The 16,103-nt window shown below is 68.4% G+C and carries 11 protein-coding genes; all 11 read right to left on the bottom strand.

Annotated features, from left to right (window positions below; genetic code table 11):
• Nucleotides 1-58: 58 nt before the first annotated feature.
• Nucleotides 59-1,168, bottom strand: a complete 1,110-nt coding sequence (locus ACZ6MZ_RS12215) for a methyltransferase (protein WP_469351415.1) — start codon at nt 1,166-1,168, stop codon at nt 59-61.
• A gap of 35 nt (nt 1,169-1,203) precedes the next feature.
• Nucleotides 1,204-2,268 carry a right-handed parallel beta-helix repeat-containing protein gene (locus ACZ6MZ_RS12220; protein WP_469351417.1) on the bottom strand — a complete coding sequence of 355 codons (1,065 nt, stop codon included), beginning with the start codon at nt 2,266-2,268 and terminating at the stop codon, nt 1,204-1,206.
• 470 nt (nt 2,269-2,738) lie between these two features.
• Complete coding sequence (locus ACZ6MZ_RS12225) at nt 2,739-3,707, bottom strand: TauD/TfdA dioxygenase family protein (RefSeq protein WP_469351418.1); 969 nt, start codon at nt 3,705-3,707, stop codon at nt 2,739-2,741.
• A gap of 68 nt (nt 3,708-3,775) precedes the next feature.
• Nucleotides 3,776-4,708, bottom strand: coding sequence for an AEC family transporter (locus ACZ6MZ_RS12230; protein ID WP_389788135.1), 933 nt, complete (start codon nt 4,706-4,708; stop codon nt 3,776-3,778).
• Nucleotides 4,709-4,713: 5 nt separating this feature from the next.
• Nucleotides 4,714-5,628, bottom strand: coding sequence for an aminotransferase class IV (locus ACZ6MZ_RS12235; RefSeq protein ID WP_469351420.1), 915 nt, complete (start codon nt 5,626-5,628; stop codon nt 4,714-4,716).
• A 10-nt stretch (nt 5,629-5,638) separates the two neighbouring features.
• Entirely contained in the window at nt 5,639-6,463 is an 825-nt protein-coding gene (locus ACZ6MZ_RS12240) for a hypothetical protein (protein ID WP_389788140.1), read from the bottom strand.
• A 31-nt stretch (nt 6,464-6,494) separates the two neighbouring features.
• Nucleotides 6,495-8,294, bottom strand: coding sequence for an asparagine synthase (glutamine-hydrolyzing) (gene asnB / locus ACZ6MZ_RS12245; RefSeq protein WP_469351422.1), 1,800 nt, complete (start codon nt 8,292-8,294; stop codon nt 6,495-6,497).
• Between the two features lie 77 nt (nt 8,295-8,371).
• Nucleotides 8,372-9,301, bottom strand: coding sequence for a peptidase (locus tag ACZ6MZ_RS12250; RefSeq protein ID WP_469351424.1), 930 nt, complete (start codon nt 9,299-9,301; stop codon nt 8,372-8,374).
• Nucleotides 9,298-10,575, bottom strand: a complete 1,278-nt coding sequence (locus tag ACZ6MZ_RS12255) for an ATP-grasp domain-containing protein (protein ID WP_469351425.1) — start codon at nt 10,573-10,575, stop codon at nt 9,298-9,300. The genes ACZ6MZ_RS12250 and ACZ6MZ_RS12255 overlap by 4 nt, the downstream gene beginning before the upstream one ends.
• Nucleotides 10,572-14,246: a non-ribosomal peptide synthetase gene (locus tag ACZ6MZ_RS12260; protein ID WP_469351427.1), complete on the bottom strand. Its 3,675-nt coding sequence runs from the start codon at nt 14,244-14,246 to the stop codon at nt 10,572-10,574. Before ACZ6MZ_RS12260 ends, ACZ6MZ_RS12255 begins: the two co-directional genes overlap by 4 nt.
• Nucleotides 14,247-14,668: 422 nt before the next feature.
• Nucleotides 14,669-15,874: an MFS transporter gene (locus ACZ6MZ_RS12265; protein ID WP_469351429.1), complete on the bottom strand. Its 1,206-nt coding sequence runs from the start codon at nt 15,872-15,874 to the stop codon at nt 14,669-14,671.
• Nucleotides 15,875-16,103: the final 229 nt, after the last annotated feature.

The following is a 16,103-nucleotide window of genomic DNA, read 5'->3' on the forward strand; positions in this document are numbered from 1 at the left end:
GCACAACGCCCCGAGTCCGGCTGCGCGCCGGGCTCGGGGCGTTGTGGTGCGGCCCTGCCTACGTCTCGTCCGGAACAGTGCATTCGAACGCGTGCAGGTACGCGTTGACCGGCCGGATCTCGCCGACGACCAGGCCGGCTCGCGCCATCCGGTCGACCAGGCTCTGCTTGGTGTGCTTCGCTCCGCCCACGTTGAGCAGCAGAAGCAGGTCCATCGCCGTCGTGAACCGCATCGAGGGAGTGTCGTCGACGAGATTCTCGATGATGACGACCCTGGCTCCGGGGCGGGCTGCCGTGACGATGTTCCGCAGGGTCCTGCTGGTGCTGTCGTCGTCCCATTCCAGGATGTTCTTGATGATGTACAGATCAGCCTCGACCGGGACGCCCTGGCGGCAGTCCCCCGCGACGATACGGACCCGCTCCGTGAGGGCCCCGCCGTCACGCAGCCGGGGATCCGCCTTCGCCACCACACCGGGCAGATCCAGCAGGGTGCCCCGTACCCCCGGGTTCTTCTCCAGCAGACTCGCGAGGACATGGCCCTGACCGCCGCCGATGTCCGCGACCGACAAGACCCCGGTGAGGTCGAGGAGTTCCGCGACGTCCAGCGCGGACTGGGTGCTGGACGTCGTCATGGCCTTGTTGAACACCTGGGCCGACTCCGGCGCGTCCTGGTGCAGATAGTCGAAGAATCCCTTGCCGAACCGGTCCTGGAAGACACTCGCGCCGGTCCGCACCGCGTCGTCGAGCCGCGGCCAGACCTCCCAGGTCCAGGGCTCCGTGCACCACAGGCAGATGGACCGCAGGCTGTGCGGATCGTCTTCGCGCAGCAGCAGGGACATGTCGGTGTGGACGAACGTCCCGTCCTCGGTCTCGGCGAAGATCCCGTAGCAGGACAGGGCGCGGAGCAGTCGCCGTAGCGGCGCCGGCTCGGTGTTCACCACCGCCGCGAGCTGTTCCGCGGTGGCGGGCGACTGCCTGAGCGCGTCCGCGACGCCCAGCCGGGCCGCCGCGCGTACGGCCGCGGCGCACGCCGCCCCGAACGCGAGCTCCCGCAGCCGCATGCCCGGCTGCGGGGTGGGTGCGGAGGCGAGGGTGGGGGTGGACAGAGAGGTGAGGGTGGATGTGGGGGTGATGCTGGTGGGGGTGGTGGTGGGACTCACCGTGGTCATACCGCCTCGATTCTCCTCGTAGGGGGGAACACCGCTCAGCACATTCCCGTGGGTTCGGAAGCGCGGCACACATTGCGGACGAACGTGTTGCCCTTGCCGGTGTCCCTGTTGGCCAGGTCGGCCGTCTTGTTGCCCAGTACGACGTTGTCCTGGATGACGTTCCCGGTGTTGGGGGCGCCCACGACGCTCTTGAAGAGCACGATGCCGCCCGAGAACGGCGAAGAGCCCACGTTGTCCCGGATCACGTTCGACCGCACGACCGTGGCCTCGGAACCGGTGAGGACGATGCCCGCTCCCTGGATGACCGGGAGCCGGCTGCTGCGGGGGCACAGCTTGTTGTTCTTGCGGATCTGGTTGCCCTGAATGGTCATCGCCCCGGCCTTGGGCTTCGACTCGTCGCCCACGACGAACAGGCCGCCGCAGTTCCCGGTGAAGTTGTTGCCCTGGACGGAGAGGTGCCTGACGCGCCGTACGGTGACGCCGATCCGGTTCCCCGTCAGCTGGTTGTCGCGGATCACCGCACCCCTGGTGTCGGTGGCTCCGCCCTCGCTGTCGACCACGTTCGCGATGACGATGCCTGAATCGCCGTTGTCCCGGGCGGTGTTGTCGCGGAACACACCCCGGGTGGACCTCTCCTGGGCGATGCCCCACACGCCGTTCTTCTCGGAGATCACCTGCCGGACACTGAGCCGGTCGGTCCGGGAGGCCCAGATGCCGTTCTTCTTGAACCCCGAGACGGTCAGCGAGCTGATGCGTACGCGGTCGACGGTCTTGGCCCCCTTACCGAGGACACAGATTCCGTTGCCGGCCTTCGCGCAGGCGTTCGCGGCGCGCGCGGACGCCGCCGCCGGCACGATCACGGTCTTCGTCCCCGCGCCTTTGAGGATGAGGCCCGGCTTCGTGACCAGGACACTCTCCCGGTAGGTGCCCGGAGAGATGACGATCGTGTCTCCCGGCCGCGCGGCGTCCACCGCTTTCTGGATCGATTCACCCGGACGCACCGTGTGGCTGCCCGCGGCGGTGGACGGGGCGGCCGCACCCAGTCCCGTGGCCGCCACGACCGCGATGCATGCGAGGCGCTTGACGTGTCGTTTGGTCATGAACCGACGCTATGGGCGAACATCGCCTTCTGCCACACGGCGTGAGCGTACGGATACACCCCGTGATCCGATCGCGCGCGGAGATACACCCGGGCGGCGGCACGCCGGGTACGGCGCAGGGCCCCCGGAGACCCGGCCGGCCGATGGACCGCATCCCGTGGAATGGTGTTGCGCTATTCGGGGCCATATCGACGAGGGCGAGTTTCTTATTGCCAGAACGGGTATTCTCGAATAGTCAGAAGCCCAGCTCGGAGGGTTTCCCATGAGGAAAGGGTGTCGACCATGATTCCTGATATTCTCGCGATCATTGCGAACCTGGTAAATTCCCTTCTCGTCTAGGTTCTGTCCGGTCGAGAGTGTCCGGTCAAGACCGGTGCGAGTCGCACAGAAATGGGGGATGCCGCTGTGGCATCCCCCATCCATGTGTGCCGTACGGCGCCGTCAGGACGAATCCGCCGGAAATGCGGCCATCACCAGGCGTTCAACGGTTCGCCCTCGACGAGCTCTGAGCGCGAACCGTCGGGACCGACCGCAGGCTCGCCCAGCAGGGTCACCCGGTGCATGACGCGGTCGACCTCGAGGTGCCCGAAGTCGGTCGGGGCGAAGTGGCAGGTGCTGCGGTTGTCCCAGAAGGCGATGCTGCCCGGCTCCCAGCGGAACCGGACGGTGTATTCGGCGCTGGTCAGATGCTGGAACAGCAGGTCGAGAATGTGCCGGCTCTCCACCTCGGTGAAGCCCATGATCCGGGTGGTGGAGCCGGGGCTGACGAACAGCGCCTTCTCCCCCGTCTCGGGGTGGACGCGGACCACCGGGTGCACGGCCACCTGCGGATCCCCGCAGTAGATCTTGAGGATCTCCCGGTCGCGCTCGTCCGAGTGCCTCAGGTGGACACCGGTGAAGAACGCGTGCTCGGCCTGGAGGGAGTCCACCAGGTCACGCAGTGGCTGCGCGAGGCCCGCGTAGGCGGCCACGGTGTTCGTCCACTGGGTGTCGCCGCCGAAGAGAGGTGTCTTTTCCGCGCGGAGAATGGACGCGTTCGGGGGATTGACGGCCTGGGTGAGGTCGCTGTGCCAGCCGGCTATTCCGGATACCCACTTGCGCCGGTAATGCTCCTCGAATCCCTTGCCGTACCGCTCGACATCGGCTTTCGGGTCCACCGTGAGAATTTCTGGAAATCCCTCCGGCGCGACTCCGTGTTTCTTTCCGGGGCGCCGTGTGAGAGCGCCGAAGCGCCGCCCGAAAGCGATGTGCTGAGCGTGGCCGATGTGCTGGTCACGGAAGAAGACCACGCGGTGGGTGAGCACGGCTTGCCAGATCTCGGCCACCGTCGCGTCGTCCAGCTCCTCGCGCAGGTCCACCCCGGAGATCTCGGCACCGATGTGCCCTGCGACCTGGCGGACGTCTATCGCGGTGGAGTGCGTTGTCAGGGTCAAAGTCATGCCTCTCGACGAATCACTGATGGGGGATATCCATTCGGCCGACCGGTTGACTGGCCGGTCGGCCGGGCTCAGGCGGAGTGGGCCGCCCACTGCATCCACAGAGGGAGGAGAAACAGGGCGGCGACCGAACTCTTGACGACCAGCGCGGCCGACATGTCGACGCCGACGTCGTAGCGCTGGGCGAAGATGAACAGGTTCTGCGGCGCGGGCATGGCGGCGATCAGCACGAGGTACTTCAGCCAGTCGCCCTCGACACCGAAGACCGTGCCGCAGATCGCCAGGGCCATCAGGGGGAAGATCACGCACTTGAAGGCGATCAGCCAGATCTCCTCCGGCGTCGTGCTCCTGAGGGTGAAGCTGATGCCGCCGAGGTGCAGTCCGAGGGCGAACAGCGCGACCGGGGAGGCGCTGTCCCCCACGAACGCGAAGCCGTCCAGCAACGGCTCCGGCACCTGGAACGACAGCAGGTTGAGCAGGATGCCGGCGTTGCAGGCGAGCACGACCGGCGTGACGAGCGAGGCTCCGACGGCCCGGAGGAGCCGGGTCCTGGGGCTTCCGGTGGTGTCGGGGCGTCCCAGCTCCATGATCGTGATGATGATCAGCGAGAGGACGCAGACCTGGAAGAGCAGCACCGGGAAGATCGGCGCCGCGTTTCCGAAGAGCGTGATGAACACGGGTACGGCGAAGTACGCCGTGTTCACCTGGACGCCCGCCATGATGCGCAGCGCCACGCCGCGTGGCTCACGCACACCGGACAGGGCCGAGATCACGCCGACCACGAGCACCGCGACGCCCGCTGTCGCCGCGTAGCCGAGAATCGCCCGCCAGTCGAACAGGGCGCCCAGATCGCTCGCGTAGATGTTGCCGAACAGATAGCAGGGCACCGCGAAGAGGAAGGCGTAGTCGGCGAAGACCTTGGAACTCTCGGCCGGTACGACCTTCCGCTTCGCGAGCAGGACACCGCAGCCGAAGGCCAGTACCACCGGTACCAGCTTCTCCATCGCCGCTACTGTGCCCATGTATGCGGCACTTCCACGGCGCTCCGCCCGGCGACCAGGTCGTGGTAGTCGGTGATGAGCCGCCGGATCACGTCATTGCCACGCGGCTCGTAGCGATGGTCGTCGATGCGGGCGACCGGCAGGATCTCGCAGGCGGTGCCGCAGATGAACGCTCCGTCGGCCTCGGCGACGAACCCGGGGGCCAGGTCGCCGACGACGCAGGGGATCCCGCCCCGCCGTGCCAGCTCCAGCACACACGCCCGGGTGATGCCGTCGATGGTGCACCGGGTGGTGGGGGTGTAGAGGATTCCCGCCTTCGTGAAGAAGATATGCGCGCCGGTGGCCTCGGCGATGTTGCCCGCGTCATCCAGCATCAGCGCGTCGTCGAAGCCCGCGCGCAGCGCCTGGTTCTTGCTGACCGTACCGATCATGTAGTTGCCGGCGGCCTTGCTCTTCACGGGCGCGTACCGCGGGGAGGGCCTGCGGTACTCGGCGCTCCGCAGCGAGATCCCCTGCTCGAGGGCGTCGGCCGCCGCGTAGTAGCCGACCGGGATCTCCCAGGTGGCGATCGAGGTGTGCACGGAGGTCTTCAGCGCGGCGGTCTGGATGACCTCCGATCCTCGCCATGCGTTCATACGGACGTAGCCCTCGGCGATCCGGGCCCTGGCGATGACGTCCAGCGTGGCCGTGTGCAGCGCATCGTCGCTGTGTTCCAGGTCGAAGTCGAGGATGCGCGCCGAGGAGCGCAGCCGGCTGATGTGTTCACGCAGCATGAAGGGCGAGCCGCCGTAGACGCGGACGCCTTCGAAGACACTGCTGGCGTAGTGCAGTCCGTGGCTGAGTACATGCAGTGTCGCGTCGGCCCACTCGACGAGGCCGCCGTCGAGCCAGATGTGTCCGGTTCGCTGGTCGAAGGGAAGCACGGTGGGCCCCTCAGAGCGCGAGGTCGAAGAGGTGGTGCTGGAGGTCCCCGACGAGCGCGATGAAGCGCCGCTGGTGCGGTGTCACACTGCGTACGGTGACTCCGTGCAGGGCCAGCGGATTGATCGGGTACATCACCAGGACGTTGCTGTCGTAGCTGATGGTGCCGACCTCTTCCACGTACTTCGGGTCGATGTCGAAGCGGCTGTCGCCGTACTCGGACGCGCTCGTGTGGAACCGGCGGGCGTCGGTGCGGTACTTGTACAGCGCGAGGTCGCCGCCGGTGGAGTCGTCCTCCGGCAGCCGCATGTAGAACAGTCCGCCGAACAGCTTGTAGGGCTTGTCGACGTGCGGGCCCCGGTAGGACGAAGGGCGGCCGGTCACCGCCGAGTTGATGACGGCCGTGCAGTCCATCAGGATGTCGTGGGTGTCGAAGGTGTCCCGGTTGCGGCGCCCGACCCGCAGTCCGTGCAGGGGGCCGCCGCACTTCTCCTCAGCGTCGGGATTGGCGGCCATCAGGTCGTCGTAGAACAGGTCGAGGAATTCCCGGTAGAACGCGGGTGAGGCGTGGTAGGTGACGAAGTCCTTCCACACCTTCGCCATCATCTCGTCGCGCAGGACGTGTTCGGACATGTAGTTGTAGCGCTCGTTCGACGTGATCCGCTTGCCGATGCTGCTGCCGATGTACTCGGCGGTCGGCATGGACGTGGCCAGCGCCTCGTAGAGGTCCTGGCTCAGCGGATTGTGAAGGACGATGTGCGGGAACGGATCGCGGCGGATGTCGGCCTTCGTCGCGCTGGACAGCAGCGACTCGACAGCGAGGGGCGCGAGGGACATGTCTGGGCTCCTTGATGTGTGGGACAGGGACTTACGGACGGAGATTCCTGGCGGACAGCCAGGTCTCCAGCATCAGCAGTGACCACAGGACCTCGGCGGTGTGCGCGTCGGGCCTTTCGGACTGCATCCGGAACAGCTCGCGGACGGCGTCGCGGCGGACGAAGGCGCCATATCCGGGGTCCGGTCCGAGCAGGAGGTCGCCGATCATGTCGTGGACGGCCTCGCCCGGCTTGATCATCGCTGCGATGGGCAGGGTGAACGGCTGCTTCGGCCGGTTGATGATGCTTTCGGGTATCCACCGGCGGGCGGCCTCGGCGACCGGTGCCTTGACCGTGTCACCGACGACCTTCAGTCCGGTCGGCAGGGCGTGGGCGAACCGCATGACGGCCGGCTGGAGGAAGGGGATCCGGGCCTCCACCGCGTGCGCCATGCTCAGGTGGTCCACGCGCCGGAGAATGTAGTAGGGGAAGCGCTCGGACTGGTCGTAGCGCAGCAGCGTTTCGAGCTTGTCGTGGTCCCCGGCCCGTGCCCGGCGGGCGAGCTCGTCGCCGCTCCGGTCGGAGAAGTGGCCGCCTGCCGACCTCACCCGGGCCAGATGGTCGGGGGTGTACAGCCGGGCCAGCGTCGCGGTGCCCGAGGCGGCCATCACGTCCTGATAGCCGCGGTGCCAGGTCGCGCTGTCGTCGCGGGCGGCCTTGACGTAGCGGGCGTAGCCGCCGAAGAGCTCGTCGGCGCCGTCCCCGGTCAGCGCGACCTTGAAGCCGGCCTCGTGAATCGCCTCGAACAGGGCGAAGGTGCTCAGGCTGTGCGGCGCGTTGTTGGGCTGGTCGAGATGGCTGATGAACCGGTCGATGGTGCCGGGGAAATCCTTGGGATCGATCAGCACCTGGTGGTGGCGGGTGCCGCAGTGCGCCGCGACCTCCTCGGCGAAATGCCGTTCGTCGGCGGGCCAGTCACCGCGGTAGGCGATGTTGAACGACGCCAGGTCCGGCACGGTCTCACCGGCCAGCGCGGTGAGGTAGCTGGAGTCGAGACCGCCGCTGGTGATGACGCAGACCGGCACGTCGGCGTCGAGCATCCGGGTCAGTTCGTGGCGCAGCAGCTCGTCGAGGAGGCCCGCAGCCGCGGTGAGGCCGGGCTCGCCGTCAGGCCAGGCCACCTCGGCCGGCTCCAGCGGGGTGTGCGTCAGTGTGAGCCGCCCCCCGGCGAACCGCAGGGTCGCGCCGGGCACCAGGGTGTGGACCTCGGTGTGGATGGTGCCCGGTCCCCACACGGCCTTGCCGCCGAGGTAGCGGTCGACGGCCAGCGGGTCGATCGCGTCCGGGAAGTCGGGGAAGCGGGAGAGGGCCCGCAGTTCGGAGGCGAAGCAGAGCCGGCGTCCGTCGCCGGAGAAGTAGTAGTACAGGGACTTCATGCCGGCGTGGTCGTTGTAGAGCGTCAGGCAGGGCTCGCCACGACGGTCCACGATCGCGATGGCGAACATGCCTTCGAGCCGCTTTACGAACGCGTCGCCGTGCAGTTCGTACAGCGGCAGCAGCACATCGCCGTCGCAGTCGCCCTCGAAGCGGTAACCGTGCGAGGCGAGTTCGGCGCGCAGCTCCCGGTGGTTGTAGATCTCGCCGTTGAACACGCAGGTCATGTCGCCCAGCACATAGGGCTGGTGACCGTGGGCGATGCCCTGGACCGCGAGGCGGTTGTTGCCCAGCGCCCAGGCGTCGCCGACATGGACCGTCTGCTCGTCGGGGCCGCCGTGCCGTATGCCCTGCGCGACGGCGTGCAGCACGTCGCGGTCGACGGTCTCACCGTCGAAGTAGCCGTAAATACGGCACATACGTGGAACCCTCTGTCTCGGTGCTCAAGGAGGTGGGGGCGCTCAAGGGTGACGGGTGCTCAAGGGGCCACGGCCGCTCAGGGAGCGACGGGTGTGTGGCTGTGGCCGGCCGGTGTCTGCCGGGCGGCCGGGAGGTGGCGGTCCAGGAATTCGGTGACGATCTCGACCTGCCGGAGAATGTCGTCGAGCTGTCCCGGCGTGGGGCTCACACCGTGGCCTTCGAGGGCGCTGTTGCCGGTTTTGAGATAGACCGGGGCGGCGACCCGGACGAACTCGGGAGCCTCATAGGTGCGTACGAAACCGCCGGACGTCTTCGGGTTGTCCACGTGGCAGTCCAGCGGGATCGACACGGCGTCGCGGATGGACGCGATCATGGCCAGTGTCAGGTCCCGCACGGGGTTGAAGCTGTTGGCGCCGAGCATCTCCAGCATCTGCGCGGAGGCGGCGTTGCCGTGGCCGCAGTGGGCGGAGACCTTCAGATGGATGTCGCCCGGCAGATCGCCGGCGGCGCGCAGCCGGTGCAGCAGCCACAGCAGGCCCTCGTCGTAGACGACGAAGCCGCGTACGCCGGCTTCCACGCCTCGTTTGACGTCCTCGACGGCGCGCACGAGCTGTTCCTGGCCACGCAGCCGGTAGCCGATGCGCATCCCCTCGGGGGTCTGGGCGCTGGCCCCGATGTCGTAACTGGCCCGTGGCCCGACGGACATCAGGATCTCGGCGCCGTACTCCTCCCCCAGCTCGGCGTAGCCGCGCATTTCGCCGGCGGTGTGGCGGTACATGCCACGGGTCTCCGTGATGCGGTTGATCGTGAAGCCGCGCCGGCGGCTCTCCGACAGCAGCGTCTCGGCCGCCTGTACGGAGTTGACCGTCGGCACCTCGATCCGGAAGTGGCAGCCGTCGTCGAAGGTCAGGCCGGAGCTCCCGACGAGCGACCCGTCGCCCTCGGGCAGTCCGATCCTGCAGAGCTGGGCCCGGGTTTCGCCGAAGAAGGGTGTCACCGTTGTCACCTCGTCACCTCTATGCCGAGCTGGTCCGCCGCTCTCGCGACGATCTCCTCGGCGATGCTGATCGATGTCGCGTGGTCGGCGTGTACGACCTGCACCTCGCCGAAGTTGCCGAGGTTGCCCCGGCAGGGGTGCAGGACGTCGCCGTCGGGGAAATTCATGGTGAAGGCGTGCAGGCTGTCGCCGTACTCGGCGCTCCAGCCGAGGCAGGGCACCTCCGCCGGCTTCGGCGCCGTGTCCGCAGCGCCGAACCAGCGGACCGTCGCGTAGCGGGCGAAGGTGATCTCGCGGCTCTCCACCTCCTCGTCGAGGTGGATGCGTACGAGCAGGTCGAACGGGTCGCCGCCGCCCGCGAGACGGAACAGGTTCGGCAGGCAGGACCCCATCAGACGCGGGTTCAGTTCGATGAGCCGGGGCCGGCCGTCCTCGCCCAGCATGATTTCGACATGGAACACCCCCAGCCGCAGGTCCATCGCCTCGACGACCGCTTCGGCGAACTCCATGACCCGGTCGTACGCCCCGGCGTCGATGGCCGCCGGGATCGTCGTCCCGACCTCAAGCGCTTCGTGCCGCGCCCAGGTCTTCCGTTCGCTGACGGCCAGCCGCAGGAAGCGGCCGTGGGACAGCCCGATCTCGGCCGACAGGAACGTCCCGGTGAGGTACTCCTCCACCAGGACGCCGTCCTGGTAGGGGCTTCGGCCGGCCTCCACCTGACGGAAGACCTCCCGCAGCGCCGCCTCGTCGGGAATGATGTGCGCGCCCTCGCTCGCCGATCCGCGCGCCGGCTTGAGCACGACGGGGTAACCCCAAGCGGCGGCGAACGCGGCGGCCTCGTCGAAGCCGCCGACGACGGCGTGCCCAGTGGTGTCGAGGCCGGCCGCCGCGAGGATGTCCCGGCACCGGTTCTTCAGCTTGGCCGACTCCGCGCCGCGGGCGCTGGTGAAGGGGATGCCGAGCTCCTCCGCGATCCGGGCCACCGGCACGACCAGGGCGTCGACGGTGGCGACGAAACCGTCGATCCGCCGCTCCTTGTGGATGCCGAGGACACACGCGCGCAGCCGTGCGACCTCGGTGGCGTCCGGCAGGACGTGTACGGAGTCGACGAACGCCCCGTAGGGCGAGGCGTCGAAGTCGATGTGCTGGGACTGCTCCATCCGCAGGGAGCGGATGAGCGTGACGTGGTGGCCGAGGCGCTTGGCCGCCTCGAAGGCGGGCGCGGTGCCGGCCTTCCAGGTCACGAACACCACATGCCGGGGTGCGCCCGGGTGGTCCGTCATGCGGTCTTCCTCGCGAATCTCTGGCCTATCCGCACGAAGCCCGGGGTGTTCGTACCGGGCGTGGGGATGAAGGAGATGGAACCGGCGAGGACGTTCTTCTCCGACATGGAGCTGAATCCGCCCGCGCCGGAGAGGACGAGCGCCCCCTCGTCCCGTGGCAGCCAGGCGCCGTCGCGCCCGCGCTCGGAGTACTCGTACCGGAGGTGGTCCGGTCCGCGCAGCACGTTCAGCCGGTAGCCGTCGGAGGCGTACAGGCCCACGCAGTCGTCCAGGTCCATGTCGAACGGCAGCCCGGTGCGGATGAGTCCCTCGCCGGTGAGGGCGCGCAGCAGGTCCTCGTACAGGCCGAACGCGGGGTACGCGTTGGCGAGCAGCAACAGGAACGAGCGCTGCTCGGGGAAGATCTGGATGAAGTTGTGGTGACCGCTGCCGTTGGAGTTGAAGCCGAAGGCGGTGGGCCCGAACATCAGCCAGCCCAGGCCCCAGGCGTGCATGAAGTGATGGCCGGGGACATCGATCTGCGGGGTGCGCATCTGCTCGGCGAGTTCGGCGGACAGCAGTCGCTCGCCCTGTTCCGTGACGCCGTCGTTGAGCGCCAGAAGGGCGATCTTGGCGAGTTCACCGAGGGTGAGGCAGACCGAGAACGAACCGGCGGCGTCGTCGGCGATGGTCTGCGGGCCGGGCTCGTGCCGCAGGTAGGGCCGGCTGCCGTCGCTGCGCAGATAGCCGGCCGAGACATCGCTGTAGTGGCCTTCGCCGGAACGGGTTTCGGGGATGTCCATGATGCCCAGCGGCGTCAGCAGGAGTTCGTTGACGGCGCGGCGCCAGGGCATGCCGAGGAGCTTCTCGATGAGGGCGGCGACGATGGAGGTGCCGCAGGCGGAGTACGCGAAGACCGAGCCGGGTTCGAAGAGCTGCCCGTATTCCCGGAAGGTGGCGAGGTAACGGCCGAGGTCCGGGTGGTCGGTGTCGTGCCAGATCTCGTACGAGTCGTCGATACCGCTGGTGTGCGAGAGCAGATGACGGACCGTCACCTCGGCCGTGCGGCCGTCGCGGCGCAGGAACACCTCGGGCAGATGGCCGTCGAGCGGCGCGTCGAGCGAGACCAGGCCCCTGTCCACGAGCCTGAGGACGACGAAGGCCAGAAGCGCCTTCGTGACGCAGGTGACGCGCTGCCGGGATTCCGCCGTGCGGGCCCTGCCGTCCTCGATGTCGTCCAGGCCGTAGTACGTGAATTCCAGTGTGCCGTCGAGGTACACGGCCGCTCCGGCGCCGGGCACTCCGTGGCCGCGCCCGGATTCGCGCAGGGTCTCCGCGACGGCCCGCAGCCGGTTCGCGGTCCCCGTGCCGGCGTCCGTGGCGGCCGGTGTCTGCTCCCGCTTGCGCCGGAGCAGCTTCGCCTGGTCGGCGAGGGTGCGGTTCTCGTAGATCTCGGCGACCCGGACGGTCGCGCCCGATGCGTCGCTCAGGCGGGCGGCCAGCAGGTTGGCCAGCAGGGAGTGGCCGCCGACCGAGAAGAAGTCCAGGCCGGCGCCGGGTTGCGGGAGCCCGAGGAGGTCGGTCCACACGCGCGCGACGGCGGCCTCGTCGGGATCGCCGGTGGTCAAGCCGGCGCCGCCCGCCTCGCCCCAGTCGATCTGCCGGGCCGCGAGCGTCTTACGGTCGACCTTGCCGTTGGGCAACTGCGGCAGCCGGTCCTCGACCACGATCTTGGCGGGCTGCATGTACTGGGGCAGCGTCCGGCGCAGGTGGTCGTTGATCCGCTCGACGGGGATGTCATCGCCCTCCAGGCCGACGTAGCAGACCAGGAGGGTGTCGTCGTCCTTCCTGACCGGGAGGGCCGCCACGTCCCGCAGTCCGACCGTCGCCCGCAGGGCGGCTTCGATCTCGCCCAGCTCGATCCGGAATCCGCGGACCTTCACCTGGTTGTCCCGGCGGCCCATGAAGCGCAGCTCACCGAAGTCGGTCCAGCGCGCCAGATCGCCCGTGCGGTACAGGATCCCGGCCGGCAGCTGAGCGGGGGCGGGCACGAAGACCTCGGCGGTGCGCTCGGCGTCATTGATGTATCCGCCGGCCACCCCGTCGCCGCCGAGGTGGAGTTCGCCGGTCGCACCGTGGGGCACCAGCCGGCCGTGGGCGTCGAGCAGATAGGCCACCGTGTTGTGGACGGGAACGCCGATCGTGGGAGGGTGCTCCGTCGGGCCGGTGAAGCACTTCCACGTCGAGTACGTCGTGTCTTCGGAGGGCCCGTAGAGGTTGTAGAGCCGCTCGATGCCGGTGCTGTCGAACGCGGCGTTGACGAGTTCCTTCGACAGCGGTTCCCCGGCCACGTTCAGCACGACGGTGGTGGCCGGCACGGCGGAGCGCCGCAGCAGCACATTGAGCGCGCTGGGCACGGTGTTGACGAGTGACGGCCGCAGACCGTCGTCCTCGGTGAGCGCCAGCACGTTGTCGACGACCACGACGAGGCCGCCGGTCGTCAGCGGGGACCACAGCTCGAACACGGACAGGTCGAAGTTGAGGGAGGTGGCGAACAGGACGCGGGAGAGGTCCTCGGGGCGGTAGGTGTCCCAGGCCCAGGCAAGCAGGGCCACGACGTTGCGGTGGCTGACGACCACGCCCTTGGGCACACCCGTCGAGCCGGACGTGTAGATCAGGTGGGTGGCGGCAGCGGCGTCGACGGTGACGCCCACGGGGTCGGACCGTTCGCCCTCGGCCTTCTCCCACAGCTCGCTCCACGGCAGCGGGTCCGCGTCCGTGGCGTCGAGCCACTCCCTGGTGTCCGAGCCGTCGAAGACGACAGCGGTCAGATCGGCTGTGGCGGCGATACCGCGCAACCGGTCGGCGGGATAGGCCGGGTCCAGGGGCACGTAGGCGCAGCCGGCTTTGTGGACGGCGAGCAGCAGGCACACCGTGCGGTGGGTGCGGGCGACCGATACGCCGATCCTCGCGCCGGGGGTGATGCCCCGGGCCAGCAGCGAACGGGCGATCCGGTTGGCCGTCTCGTCGAGTTCGCGGTAGGTCAGGACGCTTCCCCGCCACTCCACGGCGGGCGTGTCGGGGGTACGGGCGGCCTGGGCCTCCACGTGCGAGTGCAGCGACGAGTCCCGGGGAAATGGCCGTCGGGTGGCGTTCACGTCCTCCAGCAGATACCGGGTTTCCTGTTCGGACAGGAGCCTCAGTTCACCGACCGGGGTGGTGGGGTGGTGACAGCCGTCGAGGAGGAGGACCCGGTGATTGGCCGCCATCCGGGCGATGACGGACTCGGTGAACAGCTCCGCGTCGTAATGCAGGGTGAAGCGCACGGTGTCCGGCGCGTGCGCCACCTCCAGCAGCAGGTGGAAGGTGTCCGGATGGCCGGGATGATCGGGATGGTCCAGGTGGTCCTGGGAGCCGGTCTCCGAGGTGTCGCGGCTGACGAATCCGACGCGCAGCCCTGCGCCGGGAGCCTCGGGCCCGGGTGCCGCGCCCCGGGGTCCGGTGGCAGCCGCGGTCAGGGCGCGGTACTGGGCGGAGAGGGACGCGGTCAGGGTGGCGAAGGTGACGTCGCCGCCGAGGCGCGAGCGGATCGCGACCGGATGGGCGCCGGCCGGGCCGCCGCCTCGCATCGATACGAAGTCGTCCTGGCCGCTGTACCGGTGGATCAGCACGGTGAACGCGGCGTTGAACAACTCCGTGGCCTCGAGACCCCTGGTTCCGACGAACTCGGCAAGGGGCTGGAAAACGTCGCCGGACCACGAGAAAGAACCGCGGGAATTCACACCGGCGGCGTCCCCGCTATCGGTGTCACAGGTGGGAAGCTGCAGAGCGGGAGCCGCGTTCGCGGGATTTTCCGCCAGGGCGGATTCAACGACAGGTAGAACGGCAGGCCATTCGCCCACTGACATGGTTCCTCTTCATTGGATTGATTGCGCATTTTCCCTGGGCGGCGCGCGGGCGGCACAGACCGGCCCCCTGAGAATGAAAATAAGGTGGCGTTACTGATTCTGCGAGGCCATTTCGCGCAGCACTTCTCCACGGCTGTCGCCGTCAGGTGAAAGCACGGTCAGGTGAAAGCACGGTCAGGTGAAAGCGCCGTCAGGTGAAAGCGCGGTCACTGGTGCGCGGGGGACGGAGCTTTCTTGGTACGCCCGGCCCAGGACACGACCGCTGGCATGGCGGCGCCCAGCGCGGCGAAGCCGACCGCCATCACCAGCCAGCCGGCCGTTCCGTGCTCGATCACCAGCCAGGTCAGGACCGCGGGCGCGATCATCTTGCCGATGTCGGAGCCCATGGCATAGGTGCCCTGGTACTGGCCCTGGGCGTGTTCGGGCGCGAGCCCGAAGGAGATGCCCCAGCTGCCGGCCGACTGCCGGATCTCACCCAGGACATGGGCCAGCGCTCCCAGGACCAGCAGGGCGCAAGCCACGAGTGCCGGGGCTCCTTCACTGAACGAGAAGATCACGCAGGCGATACCCAGCCACCAGGACCCGGTCCTGGAGGCGCGCGCCGCGGACGTCGGTTCTTCTGTGCCGCGCGCGGCCCTGACCTGCAGCAGAACCACCGAGACGGTATTGGTGAGCAGGATGACGGCGATCATCCAGCGCGGCGCGTCGGTATGGCTCAGCACCCACAGCGGCAGTACGACGTCCAGCAGCAGGTTGTGCATGGACAGCAGTCCGTCCAGCACGACGAACGTGAGGAAGGGACGGTCGCGCAGCACCACGAGCGCGGGACCGGGTCTGGCCGGCTGCGGAGGCACGGAGGGCAGCAGCAGCGTGAGCAGACCGGTGATCAGGTAGGTGAGCGCGTTGAAGACGACGGCGCCCCGGTATGCCTCGGTCGTCCCGACGGCCAGCAGTACGCCCGCGATACCGGCGCCGACCGAGACGCTGACGTTGCTGGTGGCCCGCAGATAGGCGCGGACCGAGACCCGGTCCTCGGGCGGGATCAGACCGGCGACCATGGCCATGCGGGCGCTGCGGCTGCCGCTGTACGCCACCGCCTGCGCGGCCATGACCAGCAGGTACTGGGCGAAGCCGTCGATGACGAGCATCGCCGCGGTCAGCGGCCCCAGGGCCACGAAGGACCAGATCTGTACGGCGCGCGGGCCGACCCGGTCCGCCAGATGACCGGTCGGAGTGCTCAGGGCGAGGGCGACACCGGCGGCCACGCCGACACCGATGCCGAACTGCCCGGGAGACAATTTCAGGACGGAAATCGCGTAAATGGCGCCGAGTGCCATCCACAAACCCTGCCCCATGGTGTGCACCAGGGTGATCCAGGTGAGCGTACGGGCCGATCCGCGTGGCGGGAGCACACGGCTCAGCATCGCCACGCCGATGCCCTGTTGGTCCGTTCCGTCATCGATATGGATTCCGGAGCAAATGCTCCGGACCGTGCACAATCCGTCAGGATCTCTGACACCGCGCCGCGCCTCTCGTTCAGCACCATTGCTAAAGACAAGATTCGGGACTTCCCCCGTCGATTGGCCAAGATCGTCGGCCAACACAAGGGCTTATAAAAACGGGCTGCTCATGGAATGTCCA

Source organism: Streptomyces sp. NPDC042201, from assembly GCF_055582185.1.

Bases quoted from the DNA above. Each gene is read 5' to 3' on its own strand.
- ACZ6MZ_RS12215 (WP_469351415.1), bottom strand. From the start codon at position 1,168: ATGACCACGGTGAGTCCCACCACCACCCCCACCAGCATCACCCCCACA.
- ACZ6MZ_RS12220 (WP_469351417.1), bottom strand. From the start codon at position 2,268: ATGACCAAACGACACGTCAAGCGCCTCGCATGCATCGCGGTCGTGGCG.
- ACZ6MZ_RS12225 (WP_469351418.1), bottom strand. From the start codon at position 3,707: ATGACTTTGACCCTGACAACGCACTCCACCGCGATAGACGTCCGCCAG.
- ACZ6MZ_RS12230 (WP_389788135.1), bottom strand. From the start codon at position 4,708: ATGGAGAAGCTGGTACCGGTGGTACTGGCCTTCGGCTGCGGTGTCCTG.
- ACZ6MZ_RS12240 (WP_389788140.1), bottom strand. From the start codon at position 6,463: ATGTCCCTCGCGCCCCTCGCTGTCGAGTCGCTGCTGTCCAGCGCGACG.
- asnB (WP_469351422.1), bottom strand. From the start codon at position 8,294: ATGTGCCGTATTTACGGCTACTTCGACGGTGAGACCGTCGACCGCGAC.
- ACZ6MZ_RS12255 (WP_469351425.1), bottom strand. From the start codon at position 10,575: ATGACGGACCACCCGGGCGCACCCCGGCATGTGGTGTTCGTGACCTGG.